Origin of the sequence: Trichocoleus sp. Lan, from assembly GCF_039961855.1 — a bacterium.
GTDB lineage: Bacteria > Cyanobacteriota > Cyanobacteriia > Cyanobacteriales > FACHB-T130 > FACHB-T130.
The window spans coordinates 1-15,957 of the sequence record NZ_JAMPKA010000002.1; the positions used below are offsets into that span (position 1 = coordinate 1).

15 protein-coding genes and 1 tRNA gene are annotated in these 15,957 nt (G+C 47.3%); 7 read left to right on the plus strand and 9 right to left on the minus strand.

Annotated elements, in window-relative coordinates; all coding sequences use genetic code 11:
• Positions 1 to 179: 179 nt before the first annotated feature.
• Both nadC and argS read left to right on the plus strand, forming a co-directional pair.
• Positions 180 to 1,109: a carboxylating nicotinate-nucleotide diphosphorylase gene (gene nadC, locus NDA03_RS01580; RefSeq protein WP_348237255.1), complete on the plus strand. Its 930-nt coding sequence runs from the start codon at positions 180 to 182 to the stop codon at positions 1,107 to 1,109.
• A complete protein-coding gene (argS, locus tag NDA03_RS01585; protein WP_348237090.1) occupies positions 1,093 to 2,850 on the plus strand; it encodes an arginine--tRNA ligase in 1,758 nt (585 codons plus the stop codon). Before nadC ends, argS begins: the two co-directional genes overlap by 17 nt.
• A 67-nt stretch (positions 2,851 to 2,917) precedes the next feature.
• Here the strand turns inward: argS and def are convergent, their stop codons facing one another.
• Complete coding sequence (gene def, locus NDA03_RS01590) at positions 2,918 to 3,454, minus strand: peptide deformylase (RefSeq protein WP_190666369.1); 537 nt, start codon at positions 3,452 to 3,454, stop codon at positions 2,918 to 2,920.
• 80 nt (positions 3,455 to 3,534) lie between these two features.
• On the opposite strand from def, the gene dnaA reads away from it, so the two are divergent.
• Both dnaA and dnaN read left to right on the plus strand, forming a co-directional pair.
• Positions 3,535 to 4,917 carry a chromosomal replication initiator protein DnaA gene (gene dnaA, locus NDA03_RS01595; protein ID WP_190410184.1) on the plus strand — a complete coding sequence of 461 codons (1,383 nt, stop codon included), beginning with the start codon at positions 3,535 to 3,537 and terminating at the stop codon, positions 4,915 to 4,917.
• A gap of 417 nt (positions 4,918 to 5,334) precedes the next feature.
• Positions 5,335 to 6,507 carry a DNA polymerase III subunit beta gene (gene dnaN, locus NDA03_RS01600; protein ID WP_190410185.1) on the plus strand — a complete coding sequence of 391 codons (1,173 nt, stop codon included), beginning with the start codon at positions 5,335 to 5,337 and terminating at the stop codon, positions 6,505 to 6,507.
• On the opposite strand, the gene NDA03_RS01605 is transcribed toward dnaN, so the two are convergent.
• The 6 genes from NDA03_RS01605 to NDA03_RS01630 all read right to left on the minus strand — a co-directional run bounded on the left by NDA03_RS01605 (position 6,504) and on the right by NDA03_RS01630 (position 11,137).
• The gene (locus NDA03_RS01605; RefSeq protein ID WP_348237091.1) at positions 6,504 to 7,943 is read right to left on the minus strand and encodes a trypsin-like peptidase domain-containing protein; all 1,440 of its coding nucleotides are present in this window, start codon (positions 7,941 to 7,943) and stop codon (positions 6,504 to 6,506) included. The genes dnaN and NDA03_RS01605 overlap by 4 nt on opposite strands.
• 128 nt (positions 7,944 to 8,071) lie before the next feature.
• A complete protein-coding gene (locus NDA03_RS01610) occupies positions 8,072 to 8,557 on the minus strand; it encodes a PD40 domain-containing protein (RefSeq protein WP_190410269.1) in 486 nt (161 codons plus the stop codon).
• A 215-nt stretch (positions 8,558 to 8,772) separates the two neighbouring features.
• Positions 8,773 to 9,297: a PD40 domain-containing protein gene (locus NDA03_RS01615; protein ID WP_190410187.1), complete on the minus strand. Its 525-nt coding sequence runs from the start codon at positions 9,295 to 9,297 to the stop codon at positions 8,773 to 8,775.
• Between the two features lie 2 nt (positions 9,298 to 9,299).
• A complete protein-coding gene (locus tag NDA03_RS01620) occupies positions 9,300 to 9,794 on the minus strand; it encodes a PD40 domain-containing protein (RefSeq protein ID WP_199292210.1) in 495 nt (164 codons plus the stop codon).
• Between the two features lie 163 nt (positions 9,795 to 9,957).
• Positions 9,958 to 10,776 (minus strand): Ycf66 family protein, encoded by an 819-nt coding sequence (locus NDA03_RS01625; protein ID WP_348237092.1) that lies wholly within the window; start codon positions 10,774 to 10,776, stop codon positions 9,958 to 9,960.
• A gap of 241 nt (positions 10,777 to 11,017) precedes the next feature.
• Entirely contained in the window at positions 11,018 to 11,137 is a 120-nt protein-coding gene (locus NDA03_RS01630; protein WP_190410189.1) for a photosystem II reaction center X protein, read from the minus strand.
• 272 nt (positions 11,138 to 11,409) lie between these two features.
• Here NDA03_RS01630 and NDA03_RS01635 point away from each other — a divergent pair, with 272 nt between their 5' ends.
• The gene (locus NDA03_RS01635) at positions 11,410 to 11,703 is read left to right on the plus strand and encodes a YggT family protein (RefSeq protein ID WP_190410190.1); all 294 of its coding nucleotides are present in this window, start codon (positions 11,410 to 11,412) and stop codon (positions 11,701 to 11,703) included.
• A gap of 62 nt (positions 11,704 to 11,765) precedes the next feature.
• Here NDA03_RS01635 and accC read toward each other — a convergent pair whose 3' ends face one another.
• Entirely contained in the window at positions 11,766 to 13,118 is a 1,353-nt protein-coding gene (gene accC / locus NDA03_RS01640; RefSeq protein ID WP_190410191.1) for an acetyl-CoA carboxylase biotin carboxylase subunit, read from the minus strand.
• Between the two features lie 192 nt (positions 13,119 to 13,310).
• On the opposite strand from accC, the gene NDA03_RS01645 reads away from it, so the two are divergent.
• Both NDA03_RS01645 and NDA03_RS01650 read left to right on the plus strand, forming a co-directional pair.
• A tRNA-Leu gene (locus NDA03_RS01645) sits at positions 13,311 to 13,391 on the plus strand.
• A 168-nt stretch (positions 13,392 to 13,559) separates the two neighbouring features.
• Positions 13,560 to 14,183 carry a chorismate lyase gene (locus NDA03_RS01650; protein ID WP_190536009.1) on the plus strand — a complete coding sequence of 208 codons (624 nt, stop codon included), beginning with the start codon at positions 13,560 to 13,562 and terminating at the stop codon, positions 14,181 to 14,183.
• 260 nt (positions 14,184 to 14,443) lie between these two features.
• Here NDA03_RS01650 and purF read toward each other — a convergent pair whose 3' ends face one another.
• Positions 14,444 to 15,937, minus strand: a complete 1,494-nt coding sequence (purF, locus tag NDA03_RS01655) for an amidophosphoribosyltransferase (RefSeq protein WP_348237093.1) — start codon at positions 15,935 to 15,937, stop codon at positions 14,444 to 14,446.
• Positions 15,938 to 15,957: the final 20 nt, after the last annotated feature.

Here is a 15,957-nt window from a genome sequence, read left to right on the forward strand (position 1 = left end):
CGGTGTCGCTTCACTTTCGCTTGCTCTCCCGACCGCTTTATTAATGTAGCAACCACGAACCGCTTCTGTCAACTGTTTTGAAAAACTTTTTTGGAAAACTCTCAAAATCCCCAAGGGCGCAGCTTTTGGGCTAAGTTATTTGGACAAGCTTTTAGAAAAATTAGGGGAAAACTGAAGTGGTGAGTCCCAAGGCTGTTCTACCTCCCTTGATCGTATTAGACCCACTCCTGCACTCCTGGTTGTTGGAAGATGTCGGTCGCGGCGATCGCTCGAGTCAAGGTTTGTTAGGCAACAAGGTACGTGTGGGGCAAGCTGAGTGGACTGCTAAGGAGGCAGGAGTCATTACCGGATTGCCGATAGCTAGTCGGATATTCCAACTGTTGAACGATAGAGTCAGTTTTGTTGCTGTTGTCGCTGAGGGGGAACAGTGCCAGCGAGGACAGTTGGTTGCTCGCGTTGATGGCTCGCTAGAGGCGCTGCTGCTCGGAGAACGAGTTGCTTTAAACCTAGCTATGCGTTTGAGTGGGATTGCTACACTCACCCGTAAGTATGTTGAGCAAATCGCGGATTTGCCAGCTCAATTGGTGGATACTCGCAAAACGACGCCGGGGCTGAGAATTCTAGAAAAGTACGCGACGCAGGTGGGGGGAGCAATGAACCACCGAATGGGGTTAGATGATGCTGTGATGATCAAGGATAATCACATTGCTGTGGCTGGGGGAATTGGCGAAGCGATCGCTCGTATCCGCTGCCAAATGCCTTATCCATTGACTATAGAAGTAGAAACTGAAACCCTGGCTCAAGTGAAAGAAGCCTTACAGCACGGTGCTGATATCATCATGCTGGACAATATGGCGCTGGAGATGATGCGGCAGGCAGTGCAGATAATTCGCCATAGCAATGACCGGATCAAGATTGAAGCATCGGGCAACATTACTCTAGAAACTATTCGTGCTGTGGCTGAAACTGGCGTAGACTACATCTCCAGTAGTGCCCCGATTACTCGCTCAACATGGCTTGATTTGAGTATGAACATAGACGTTAGTACGATGGAGGAGAGAAGTACGCTGCCTGAGGTTTCGGCAAAACCCAATGAACTCTACCCTTGAACAACTTAAAAATAGATTTGAGCAGGCTTTAGTTGCCGCTTTCGGCAGTGACTATGCTGGGGTAGACCCAATGCTAGTGCCTGCTAGCAATGCCAAGTTTGGCGATTATCAGTCTAATGTGGCAATGTCCTTAACTAAAAAGTTGGGTCAGCCGCCGCGAGCGATCGCCCAAAAAATCGTTGAGTATATAGATATCACCGATTTCTGTCGTCCGCCAGAAATTGCGGGTCCTGGTTTTATCAATCTCACCCTGAAACCAGAATATTTGGAAGCGCAGCTAAGTGCTATTCAGGCAGACTCCCGATTGGGTGTCAGCAAGGCAAAACATCCCCAACGGGTAGTGGTGGATTTTTCTAGCCCTAATATTGCTAAAGAGATGCACGTTGGGCACTTGCGTTCAACGATCATTGGAGATTGCATTGCCCGAACTTTGGAATTTCAAAATCACGATGTCTTGCGCTTAAACCATGTGGGCGACTGGGGAACCCAGTTTGGAATGCTAATCGCCTACTTAAGAGAAGTTTGTCCAGAGGCTTTGACGACTGCTAATGCTATAGATTTGGGCGATTTAGTTGCTTTTTACCGCAAAGCAAAACAGCGGTTTGATGAGGATGAGAAGTTTCAAGAAACGGCCCGACAAGAAGTTGTCAAGTTGCAAGCGGGTGACGAAGAGTCTCGGCGGGCATGGCAGCTGCTGTGCGAACAGTCCCGGCGCGAGTTTCAGATTATCTACGATCGGCTTGATGTGCATCTAACAGAACGAGGGGAATCTTTCTATAACCCATTGCTAGCGGGAGTAGTGGAAGACCTCGACCAGTTGGGCTTGCTCGTGGAAAACAATGGGGCTAAATGCGTATTTCTGGAAGGGTTTACTAACAAAGAAGGTGAACCTTTGCCCATGATTGTCCAAAAGTCTGATGGAGGCTATAACTACGCCACTACTGATTTGGCAGCCTTACGCTACCGGATTGAACAAGATCGAGCTGAGCGGATAATCTACGTTACAGATGCTGGACAAGCAAATCACTTTACTCAGGTGTTTCAGGTAGCGCAACGAGCTGGCTGGATTCCAGATAATGTACAGTTGGTTCACGTCCCCTTTGGTTTGGTGTTGGGAGAAGGTGGCAAGAAGCTGAAAACGCGCTCTGGCGAAACGGTGCGGTTGCGGGATTTGCTAGATGAAGCGATCACATCTGCCCGTGAAGACTTGGAAGCAAGGCTCAAAGAAGAAGGGCGCGAGGAAACAGAAGAATTCATTGCCCACGTTGCTGAGGTAGTTGGCATTAGTTGTGTCAAGTATGCCGACTTGAGCCAAAACCGGAACAGCAACTATATCTTCAACTCTAAGAAGATGGTAGCTCGCGAGGGCAACACAGCAACTTACTTACTCTATGCCTATGTACGAGTACAGGGAATTAGCCGCAAAGGCGATATTGACTTTGAGCAGTTGGGAATGAATGCCAAAATGCTGTTGCAAGAAGAAACAGAATTAGTGTTAGCGAAGCATCTACTACAACTGAGCGAAGTTCTCAGTGACGTTGAGCAAGATTTACTACCCAATCGCCTTTGTCAATATTTATTTGAACTGAGCCAAAAGTTTAATCAGTTCTATGACCAGTGTCAGGTGCTTAAAGCTGAGGAACCCGTGCGGACATCTCGGTTGGTTTTGTGCAATGTAACAGCGCGAACTTTGAAATTAGGATTATCCCTACTTGGCATTTCTGTGCTAGAGCGTATGTAGGCAGGGTGGAAGCGATCGCTTATGCTTCTAATCAGTCAAACCAAACAATTGTCAACAATCTAGGATATCAGTGCTGCTGTTGAACAATTCGTTGCTGATATTCCTGTTCGGTCATTATCTCTTGCGTGCTTTGTAAACGATCCACAAACACGATGCCATCCAGGTGATCGGATTCGTGTTGAAAAATGCGGGCAACAAAATCTGTGAACTGTTGACGATGCAATTTACCATCCCGACTGGTGTATTCCACGTCAATCGCGTGATATCTGGGAACCAACCCTCGAATTCCTGGAATGCTGAGGCACCCTTCCCAGCCTTTCACTACCTCATCAGAGTGAGCAATGATGCGAGGATTTATTATAGCGGTTGGTTCCATCTCAGGAGCGGTGGGATATCGAGGATTCGGACGAGATGCGACGATGAACAAGCGATAAGATTGAGCTACCTGGGGTGCTGCAATGCCAACACCGCTTGCTTGAGCAACGGTTGTAATTAGGTCATCAATCAGCTTTTGGATTTGTCCAGAGTGGACATTTTCGATAATTTGAGCTGGTTGGCGCAGGATGGGATTTCCCAGTTGAGTAATTGGCAGGATTTCAGCCATAGTTGAGACTGGTTTAAAAGAGCGATCGCTCTTCACAAGAATGGATAATACTATTCTGCACAAAGCCGTAGAGGTGAGGCGTGGATATTTCTCTTGAACAGCTCTGGAGCCAAGTGCTAGAGCGTCTACAGCTACAACTGAGCCGTCCTACCTTTGAAACGTGGATCAAAACTGCCAGCGCTCAAGAGCTGGAAAATAACTGCTTGGTGATTTGCACGCCTAACCCGTTTGCCCGGAATTGGTTGCAGAAATATTACATCAAAACAATTGCTGATGTCGTACAAGATATTCTGGGACAGCCGGTGGAAATTCACATCACGGTTGCCAAAGGAAATGAAATCTCTAGCGCTGATGATGCCGAAATTTCCTGGTCGCTGCCTATAGAAACCAGTGTCCCCGAAATTTCCCCTAACCAGCGACCCAGACCAACCGAATTAAATCCTAAATACGTTTTTTCACGCTTTGTTGTCGGCTCTAATAATCGGATGGCTCATGCAGCTTCTTTAGCTGTGGCAGAATCTCCAGGACGTGAGTTTAATCCATTATTTTTGTGTGGGGGTGTTGGACTAGGAAAAACTCACTTAATGCAAGCAATTGGGCATTACCGTTTGGAAATTCACCCAGATTCAAAAATATTTTATGTTTCTACTGAGCAGTTCACAAACGACTTGATTGCAGCAATTCGTAAAGATAGTATGCAACGGTTTCGAGAACATTATCGAGCTGCCGATGTACTGTTGGTGGATGATATTCAATTTTTAGAAGGAAAGGAATATACTCAAGAAGAATTCTTTCATACTTTTAATACTTTACATGAAGCTGGAAAGCAAGTAGTAATCGCTTCTGACCGCCCTCCTAATCAGATTCCTCGCCTGCAAGAACGTCTTTGCTCCCGCTTTTCTATGGGATTAATTGCCGATATTCAGCGCCCAGACTTAGAAACACGGATGGCAATTTTACAAAAAAAGGCAGAATATGAAAATATGCGATTACCGCGAGATGTTATTGAATATATAGCGACTAACTATACTTCAAATATTCGGGAATTGGAGGGCGCTTTAATTCGGGCTGTGGCTTATATTTCAATTTCCGGTTTGTCGATGACTGTCGAAAATATTGCTCCAGTTTTGAATCCACCTGCGGAAAAAGTAGCGGTTTCTCCAGAGGCGGTAATGATAGCGATCGCAGAAACTTTTGATCTTCGCATTGAAGATTTAAAAAGTAATTCTCGTCGTCGAGAGATTAGCTGGGCGCGACAAATTGGTATGTATTTAATGCGTCAGCACACAGATTTGAGTTTACCTAGGATTGGTGAGGAATTTGGAGGTAAAGATCACACCACAGTAATGTATAGCTGCGAGAAAATTACTCAATTAAAGGATAGCGATCCTGATGTAGCTAGAACGCTACGCCACCTTAGCGATCGCATCAATTTTGCTAGCAGAAGCCAAAATAAATCCTGATACTCCTCTCACAGCTAGCCAGTAGCCGTTAATTTAAGTTTTCGGAAAGTACTTATAAAGAATGATTCACCTTTAGAAGGGTTGTGGAAAACTCCTGGTTTTCTGTGGAAAAGCTTGTGGTAAAGCCGTGAAAAATTTTGTGCCATCAGTGGAAAACAATGACAAGTACAAATACCTTGTGGAAAAGTGACTCTTTTTTCCACAAGGTTTCCACAATTCATTAGAGCTGCTAAAACATACACAGGAAATTCATTTGACAACATTTTCCACATTTTCCACAGCTCCAGCACTTTTGCCTAAAGGAGGTAAGCAGGGGAATCTGGATTGCTGAGGACAAGGGTGCTACGATCTCCTTCTGTGCCAAAAGTACCGCGCTATGAGCGTCGGTTGGCTGAACACCTCCAAGGTTGAACATCTATGAAACTGGTTTGCACCCAAAACGATCTCAGTACCAACCTTTCTCTCGTCAGCCGAGCAGTGCCATCGCGACCGACACATCCTGTCCTCGCAAATGTCAAGCTGGAAGCTAACAAAAAAACTCAGCTCGTCAGTTTGACGGCATTCGATCTCAGCCTTGGCATTCAGACCAGCTTTCCAGCACAAGTGGAAGAGGAAGGTTATCTCACTTTACCCGCTAAGCTGTTAAACGATATTGTTTCCCGTCTAGCAGAGGGAGAAATTACTTTAGAGGATAAAGGGGAGGAAGGGACAAGTGAAGGAATTATTGCCACGCTGACTTCTGCCTCTGGGCGTTATAAAGTCCGGGGTATGACCGCAGAAGAATTTCCAGAACTGCCAGTAATAGAAAATGGCGAAGCTGCTCAATTGCCCGCCGCCGCATTAATTGATGGCTTGCGGGGTTCCTTATTTGCCACTAGTCCCGATGAAACGAAGCAGGTTCTCACGGGCATCCATTTAACAGTCAAACCAGAATATCTTGAATTTGCCGCGACAGATGGTCATCGTTTATCGGTTGTTGAAACGACTAACCAAGGTCAAACGGATGAAGAAGCCTCTGAGACGATTAGTCAGACAGCTCCGTTAGAAGTCACAATTCCAGCACGGGCACTGCGAGAACTGGAACGAATTTTAGGAATGCGCCAGTCAGCGGAAGCTATCGCTCTCCATCTTGACCAAGGGCAGGTTGTATTTGAATTAGCCGATCAACGTTTGACTAGCCGCACCCTAGAAGGTCAATATCCCGCCTATCGTCAGTTGATTCCCCAACAATTTGAGCGGCAGGTGACAATCGATCGGCGTCAGTTGCTCAATGCATTAGAACGAATTGCTGTACTAGCCGACCAAAAAAATAATATTGTCAAATTCACGATAGATAGCACCAACCAGCAGATTGCCTTATCAGTAGAAGCTCAGGATGTCGGTAGCGGACGAGAATCTCTACCTGCACAGATATCGGGCAAGGATCTAGAGATTGCCTTCAATATTACCTATCTCAGAGATGGACTGAAGGCGCTGCAATCCTCCGAGATTCAAATGCAGATGAATACAGGGAATAGTCCGGTGATTCTGACACCGCTTGGAGGTCTAAAAATGACTTACTTAGTGATGCCGGTGCAGATTCGTGCTTAACGAATTGTCAAGAGATAGCGACCTCGACCGCGCGGATTTGAGGCGGTGGCGATCGCTCGATAAACGCCTGTTCGGGGTAAAGTCACACTCATCTGAGAATTGGGATTGCTGCGGCTGATGTTATCGTTCTCAGCAATCTTCCGACCATTTTGATCGACCAAAATCAGATAGGTATCAAAATCAGGACTGGCAAGTGCGATCGTCAGAGGCTGACCGGCACGACCTTGAAAGGAATATTCCTGAAACAAACTGCCATCAGAAAGCACCTTGGCACCCCGACCCAGAATACCCGCTTGCCGCATCAGCAAACGACTTTGGGAAGTTTGATAGCGCTCGCCTCCGGCAGTCGCCACTGCTCGAAGACGGTAAGCACCCGCTTGTCTTCCCTCAGAGGAATTGGCAATAATTAGATAAGTGCCACTTGCAGGCAGTGTCGCCACAAGGCTAGCGTTTCCCCTACCGCCCCTATCATCGTCTTGGGCAACTTCATTGCCATTGGGCCCAAGTAGAATTAAGTAGGAATCAATCTGCTGACTCGCCATATCAATTCTGACTTGCTGACCGGCTCTCCCCTGAAAGGTGTAAAGGTCAAAATAGCTATTATCCGCACGGAGAACATTATCACCACTACCAAGAGTGGCGTTAATCACCGTACCATTCAAAGCAATGGGCTGAGGCGGTTGTCTTCCAGAAGTGGGTTGTTGCCGTTGAGCAGTGGTAGGGGCGCGTCCTTGGCGCACAGCGGTCAAGAACGGCTGTACCCGGTCTACAGAAATCGCAAATCCAATGCCAATGTTTCCCGCAGTCTGACCGCTGGTAAAAATAGCAGTATTGACGCCAATCAATTCTCCTTGGCTATTGAGAAGAGGACCACCGGAATTGCCTGGGTTGATGGCTGCATCGGTTTGGATTAAACCGCGCTGTTGGTCAATCCGGCTAACAATACCAACGGTGAAGGTTCCTTGAAATTGACCGAAAGGATTCCCAATCGCAAACGCCCGCTGACCGACTTGTACGGAGTTTGGAGGAGCGATCGCAACAGTGGGCAAATTGTTCTGTCCGCGAATTTTAAGGACAGCTAAGTCTAGACTGCTGTTAGCAAAAGCAATGATATCGGCTGGGAGTCTTCTGCCATCTGAGAGAATAACAGTAACAGTTTGGCGACCATTTGCCACAACGTGAGCATTGGTCAATACCAGGCCGTCTCGGCTAATAATGCTACCGCTGCCGCTACCGTCACCAGCCTGGATGGATACCACTCCTGGACTAGCGCGTTTATAAACCTGAATATTTGTTTGTTCTTCAGCTTCTTGGGCAACAGCGATATTTGACTGTTGCCAGTTAAAGGGAACGATTGCGTCGATTGCATTAGCACCAATGGCAGCGGCGGCTGCGATGATGCCCGAAGTGGCAATACGCAGAACTTTGGTACTCATTATGTTAATTTTTTAAGCTTTTTTGACTGTTTTAGCATATTTAGTAGCGATCGCTCTCAAGCAATGCTCTTTCCATAGAAGAAGCCTCTGACTCGCTCGTGCAGGAACTCGCCAATTTCATCGATCTTCTACTGTTGTAAAGAGCCAGAATTTGTTGCTGAAGTTCCTCTTTCTACAGTTGCAATATGCCATTGGCCTAACTGGCTAGTTTCAAACGCCACGTAGCGACCATCACCGGAAATAGTGGGATGGCGTACCGAGCCTCGGATGCTGCTAGTGAGCAATTCGGAGCGTTGAGTTTGACGGTCGTAGACAAAGATATCCGTCTTGCCTCGTTCGCTAGAAACATAAGCAATAAATCGACCATCAGCATTCAAAGCGGGTTGATCCTGTCTGGAGTCCCGACGATTGATATTGGGGAGATCGACGAGACGGCGTTGCTGCAAGTCGTAAAGGAAAATGTCTCGATTATTATTGCGGTCAGAAGCAAAGGCGAGATAGCGACCGTCACTGCTGTAGGCGGGATATTCGTCAGGGGTCTGGCTGTTGATACCGCCAGTCAGTATTTGCGGCGGGTTGAAGAGCTGGGTATCAAGACAACCAGTTATCCCCATTGTGAATAAAATCGTTAGCCAGCGCCAGTTAATTAGCCATTTCATATCACTTGCGCCTAAATACCTGATGACTGTAGCTGTGAAGTGCGACTACACGAATCAAGCCTGCCTTTATAGGCTAAAAAAATCCCCTGATTCGCCAAAGCTGTGGATTCAGATAAGCGGGTATTTACTTTTTCCAACCATTCCTTCCCAAATACTCAGCACTTTTATCCTCAAGGAGGTGCTGGAAGATTCAGCGTTTGTCCAGAGCGATCGCTAACTACAATATCCCACTGACCATTTTCACTAGATTCAAAGGCAATTGTACTGCCATCAGCGCTAATCGTTGGATTTCGCACTTCTGCTTGCACGTTTTCCGCGAGATTCCTTAACTGGCGAGTTTCCCGGTCATAGAGGTAGATTCCCGACCGACCCTGACGACTTGCAGCAAAGACGATGTAACGACCATCAGCGGAAACAGCAGGGTTAGATGCGATCGCATCCAGGGAATTTAATCCAGGCAAATCAATCAAACGCCGATCCACCGTGTCGAAAAGGTAAACATCCTGACTGCTGCGCCGGTCAGAAATTAGCACAATGTACCGACTGGCGATTTGAGGATTAATGTCAGAAGCTGGGCTATTTAAACTTCGCCCTGCTGAATCAAAGGGAAAACTCATAAGACGACCTGAGCCAGTACAACTACTCAATAAACTGGCTAAGGTAACAAATACTGATAGAAAAAGGTTACGTTTCACGCTCAGGGAGAGGCAGATGGACTGCCATCGGGGATATCTAACTCAATATTAGGCCCCCGGTCTAGCACCTCTACATCCCACTGACCGCGACTGCTGCTTTCAAAGGCAATATAGCGACCATCTGGACTAATGCTAGGATTTCGCACCCAACCGCGATAGCCCATTGTAAGAATTTGTGAGGATTTGGTGCTGCGATCGTAAAGTTCAACTTCCGGGCGTCCTTGGTCGCTGGCAATGTAGACAATGTAACGACCGTTCTGACTGAGACTGGGATTTTCTGCGATCGCGTCTTGTCGGTTCAAGCGCGGTACATCTACAAACTGCCGCTGCTGCAAGTCGTACAGCCAAATCTGTCGGCTGCCATTGCGGTTAGAAACAAAGGCGAGCAACCGACCATTGCCGCTCAAAGCCGGTTGCTCATCTGTATAACGACTGTTAAGAGCAACTGGCCCTGTTGAGCGATTGACTGGGGTACAGGCAACAACTAACCCAGCCATACTAAACCAGATTCCCCATTTGACCCAGGTATGGATTCCCAAACCGCACGCCAATCTTTTCACGTCAAAGCTGCATTGTTGCTTGCAAAAATAACCTGACCCAATGAACCAGCCGCGTCTCATAAAACGTCGGACGGACACGAAGGAACCGCCCTTTCCTGACTCATTCTTGGTCAAAATTGCTTGAGTTGTCCCCTTCTTCCGGGTAGTCTATCGGTTTGTAGTCTACATAGTCGGTTGGGGTTGCTTCTACGTCCTCCCGACTCTCCCGATTGGGCGATCGCTCTGACGATTCTCCTTTAGGTGGACGACTTCTTCTTGGCTTGGAGGCAGTCTCCGGATCTCGGCTGGGTGGACGAGTTGAGCTGGGACGGCTACTGCGAGACGGTTTTTCCTCCCATGTGTCTGAAACTTCCCAATCATTAGGCTGTTCGGTTGGGCGAGTTTCTGTTGGACGGGGACGACGCTTGCGAGGACGGTCTCCTTGCGCCAGTCTTTCAGAACTACTATTGCTATTACTCCGACTGGATGGACGGCGGCGCGGTTCATCCTCGTAAGTTTCTACCGTCCGGCTATTGCGAGATTCTTGCGTTCCCCGAATCCGCCGTCTCGGTGGTTCCTCATCCATCGGTTCGAGTTGATCCAACTCGGCTCGATACACGCGGCTTACGGGGCGATCGTCATCCACAATTTGCGTATTTCGCTTTGCAACCTCCGTCGCCACTCCACGCATCCGAATACTTTCAAATGCAAAAAAGATGGCAGAGCCGGTCAACAGAAATTGACCGAATTGCAAAATCGGATCGAGTCGCCATCCCTGAAATAAAAGAATGAAGCCGCACAAGAGACCGACCGCTGCAAAAAAGATATCATGATCTCGCGCTAGCTCTGGACGCACGGTACGCAGAAAGTACAGTGCTGCCCCTGCCACTGCCAGAAAAATACCCAGAAGACTGGCTGAGTTAAGCCCGAAGTTTACCATTGCTGTTTTCCCAAGACAAATCTATGTTAACGAGTTAACCGCAGAAATTGGTACGCAGGTTGGGAATTTTAATTCTAAGTATCCTGGGTCAGCAGGAGATACGAGCGGGCAGAAACTGGCTTGCTGCAATTCGCATCAGCTTTTCTCCCTTTAACATATAAAACCTCAGTTTTTTTAGAGCGAGCAACTAACTTAATAATTACTCTCTCGATAAACTGAGGTTTCCGGCTGTTCCGACAATCTAGGAACGTTGGATTTTATCCTTCTGACTAATAAAAATCAGTGCCACGGTGGCTGGGATGACAACAATTACAGCACCCCAGAGCAGACTATAGAGAAAATTCGCTAATGAAGGCGTCATTTTTTTTCGCTCGCTTTGACAACGATTTCTTTTGATCAATTTTAACGATATGTTATGAACTTGAGAAGCCTATTCGTCGCTTCATTTTGTTTTTACGTCTCTTATACCCCTGTAGCAGTCTGACTGAATAGGATTCAGCGCCACACTGCGTTAGAATAATGAGAGATTTGGTTACAAAACTTTAACTATAATGCCTTGCCGCGTCAGTTGCATGACAAATACGCGACAAAGCTAAAGTTTTGACCCTGAGAAATATTCTTGATTAAGAACCAATGGACGCTGTTTCGCTTGCTAGCTGGATTCTTGGCCCGCTTGTGGGCTTGATGACTTTGTTGTTTATCTTTCGGATTGTCCTTACCTGGTATCCCCAGATAGACCTAAATCGACTTCCCTTTAACTTAATTGCTTGGCCTACAGAACCTTTTTTAGTGCCATTGCGGAAAATTGTGCCGCCTATCGGTGGTGTAGACATTACCCCAATCGTTTGGGTGGGGATCTTTAGCCTAGTGCGAGAGATTCTCTTGGGTCAGCAAGGACTACTGACGATGTTTGCTCATACTCATTAAGGGCGCTTCGGAGGTGAGTAAGAGTGGGTAACGAAAAAAATTACCGATTACCCACTCCTTACTTACTGCTGGGACTGCATTAACTGCTCAACAAAATTGGTATAAACCTCGCCTTGTAAAAACTCCGGTGTCTCCATAATTTTTTGATGGAAGCCAATGGTTGTGGGCAAACCCGTGATGGCACACTCCCGCAATGCCCGTTTCATCCGCTTAATTGCAGTAGGGCGATCGCTACCCCAAACAATTAACTTACCAATCAGGGAGTCATAGTAAGCAGGGATTTCGTAGTCCGTGTAGACATGAGAATCCATCCGAACACCAAAGCCGCCAGGAGGCAGATAGCCGCTGATCCGCCCCGGATGAGGACGGAAGTTGTGGTCGGGGTCTTCCGCATTGATTCGACATTCAATGGCATGGCCTCGGAGAACGATTCGATCTTGAGTCAGCGACAATTTCTCCCCTTGAGCAATGCGGATTTGCTCGGCAATCAAGTCTAACCCAGTGATCATTTCTGTCACCGGGTGTTCGACTTGAATCCGAGTATTCATTTCCATGAAATAAAATTCCCCAGAGGGTGCAAGCAGAAACTCAACAGTCCCGGCACCCGTGTAGTTGATAGACTTAGCAGCCATGACAGCGGCAGTGCCCATTTTTTGGCGCAGTTCTGAACTGAGAACTGGACTAGGGGCTTCTTCTAGTAACTTTTGATGACGCCGTTGGATAGAGCAATCGCGTTCACCCAGGTGAATTACGTTGCCGTAGCTATCGGCTAGGATTTGAAATTCGATGTGGCGGGGACGTTCAATAAATTTTTCCAGATAGACGCCTGGATTGCCAAATGCAGCTTCTGCTTCTCCCTGTGCAGCTTGGAAGAGCTTGACGAGTTCGCTTTCTTCCCGCACCAAACGCATTCCTCGCCCTCCACCTCCGGCGGTGGCTTTGATCATGACAGGATAGCCGATTTCATCCGCGATTGCTAATGCTTCCCGATCGGACATTAATATCCCATCACTTCCCGGCACTGTAGGCACACCCGCCCGTTGCATCGTTTCTTTCGCAGTGGATTTGTCTCCCATTGCCCGAATCGCTTCCGGCGTTGGGCCAATGAAAGAAATCTGGTGATCCGCGCAGATTTCCGCAAATCGGGCATTTTCTGCTAAAAAACCATAGCCCGGATGAATAGCGATCGCATTGCGCGTCAAAGCTGCCGCAATAATATTGGGAATATTCAGATAACTTTTGATACTGGGGGGTTCACCAATGCAAACGGCTTCGTCAGCCAGTTGCACATGAAGGGCGTGTCGATCGATCGTCGAGTGAACTGCAACAGTCGCAATCCCCATTTCTTCGCAGGTACGGAGAATGCGGAGAGCAATTTCCCCTCGGTTAGCAATTAAAATCTTTGAAAAACGCATCTTCTAGTTTCTAGAGAAATGGGGTAGCGCAAGGAACAATCATTATTATTTCAGGATGTTGCCTTCAGCATCAGTACAATATATAGATCGCATCACCTCGCATTAGAACAGTTATTGATACTGATTGAAAGTCTTGTTTCTTCCAAGGAGAACGAAATTGCCTCAAAGATGATACAATTGGTATATATGCAAGCGGATGTGGCGGAATTGGTATACGCGCACGTTTGAGGGGCGTGTGGCTTTGCCTTGCGAGTTCGAGTCTCGCCATCCGCATTACTTTATTCAGTTCTCAGTGCTGCAAGCGCATCAACGCATAGTATGCACTGAGAACTGAAATTGCAAAAGAACTAAACTCACCACTCAATTTTTTTTGCTGGAATAGGTTTCCGGCAAGAAATTGTTTATGATTTTATATAAGAAAATGAAGTTTTGTAAAGAGCTTTGACTTCAACTGTTATACCTACAAACAGCATTAGCCTACCAAGAAATTGGTATGCTCTCAGCCCGCTTTGGCAGGGAGGCGAAGAAGTGGTGCAGCAAGGACTGCCTCACACACAGCTAGCACCAGCATGGCAGATGCTTTTACTGGGAGATGGCTCCCCGACGCGCCACCTGCAACTTTTGACGGGTGAACCAACAGAAGTAGATGTCATTGATATGTCGCCTGTTGGCATGGATGCTGATGCAGCACCCAATCAAATCCAGGCTGTACCAGGACCTAGGTTGCGACGACAGGTATGGCTGCGTACTACCTCCGGTCAGCGGCTGGCTTACGCGACTTCCTGGTGGGAAGCCAGCCATGTAGATGAGTATTTACAAAACCGTTCCTTGCCAATTTGGGCAAGTTTGGCTCGCCTGCGTACCGAGTTATATCGGGATGTCCAGGGAATTTACTACGGTCAGTCTGATGCTTTAGAATCTGCCTTTGGACAAACAGGACCATTCTGGGGGCGTCACTACCTATTTTGGCATCATGGGCGTCCGCTGACGCTGATTTATGAAGTTTTTTCACCCTATTTGACAAACTACTTGGGGCCAATGCAGCCGGTGAAGCCAGGGGATTAATTAGAGAGACTTCATTAATTTGTAGGATGGGTAGAGCAGGAGCGAAACTATCGAACCTTTGTCAATGTTGGTTTGACAATGTTGGGTGGACAATCGCCCAAACTTCAAAATGACGGAGTTTTATTCAGTTCTCCCATCTTCTTGACACTCTCCGGCATAAATACGCAAAGCAAACATAAAGTGAAAAACTTACACGGGAATGAAGTTTTGACCTCTTTCCTGTGTAAGTTTTTCAAACTTATTTAACCACTGACAAAAAGCTAACAGCTAGCTGCTTTTTCCAACATCAGCTTAGAACGCTTAACTTGCTCTGGAATTGAGATGGGATAGTCACCCGTAAAACAAGCAGAACAAAAATTGTTGGGATCTTCGCCGGTAGTTTTTAACATTCCCTCGCGGCTGAGATAAGCTAGCGAGTCTACACCTATTTGTTCGGCAATTTCTTCAACTGACTTTGTTGCCGCAATCAACTGATCTTGGCTATCCGTGTCAATGCCATAAAAGCAGGGATGAGTTACGGGTGGAGAGGAAATTCGCATATGAACCTCGGTGGCACCAGCATCTCTGAGGGCTTTGACAAGTTTGCGGCTAGTCGTTCCTCGCACGATAGAGTCGTCAACAATAACGACTCGTTTCCCACTCAGCACATCTTTAAGAGGATTGAGTTTCATCTTGATGCCACACTCTCGCATTGCCTGAGTCGGCTGGATGAAAGTGCGACCAACATAGCGATTTTTAATCAATCCCTCGGCGTAAGGAATGCCGGATGCTTGGGAAAACCCAATCGCGGCGGGAATGCCGGAATCGGGTACGCCAATAATGATATCGGTATCCGCTGGAGATTCATGAGCGAGTTGCCGTCCTAAGCGCAGCCGGTAGCTATAGAGACTCTCGTCATGCATGACGCTATCCGGACGAGCAAAGTAAATCATTTCAAAGATGCATAGTTTCCGCTTGGGTTGTTCTGCCCAGAAGAAGGAAGCCATACCTTCTTCGGTAATCCAAACTAACTCGCCCGGTTCAACATCCCGCAGGTACTCAGCCCCAATAATATCTAAGCCACAAGTTTCTGATGCGAGGACATAGCGCTGAGGATTCGTGTTTAAAATGCCAATCACTAAGGGACGAATACCGTTGGAGTCGCGGGCACCCATCAAGCCATCTGGCGTTCCGATTGCCAGACTAAAAGCTCCTTCGCATTGTCGAAAGGCTCGGATCGCTCCTTCTAACCAGTCTTTGCCTGCGTTAATTTCTTCTGCGATCGCAAAGGCAATCATCTCAGAATCCGTCGTCGTGACTAAGTTACAGTCGCGTCGCAACAACTCTTCCCGCAGTTTCCCAGTATTGACTAAATTCCCATTGTGTGTTAGCGCAAGGGTTCCTAACCGAGTCTCTACAACTGCTGGCTGAGCATTAACAACGCGGCTGGAACCCGTCGTGGAGTAACGGGTATGACCAACTGCCAAGTTCCCCGGTAGCTGGTTCAAAATGGATTCGTTAAAGACTTGGGAAACCAAGCCCATCTCTTTGTGTAAATGAACCTGCTTGCCGTCAAAAGCGGCAATACCAGCAGATTCCTGACCCCGGTGCTGTAACGCATACAAACCAAAATAGGTCAGTTTGGCGACATCTTCACCTGGTGCATAAACCCCAAAAACGCCACAGGCTTCCTCTGGCTTATCAGGTCGCTGATCGTTCAAGTGGTTAGACTCAGCTGGAGACTCATCACTTGCAAAGGGATGGTTGGGAATCATTTGAGAACTTGGCTCCTACT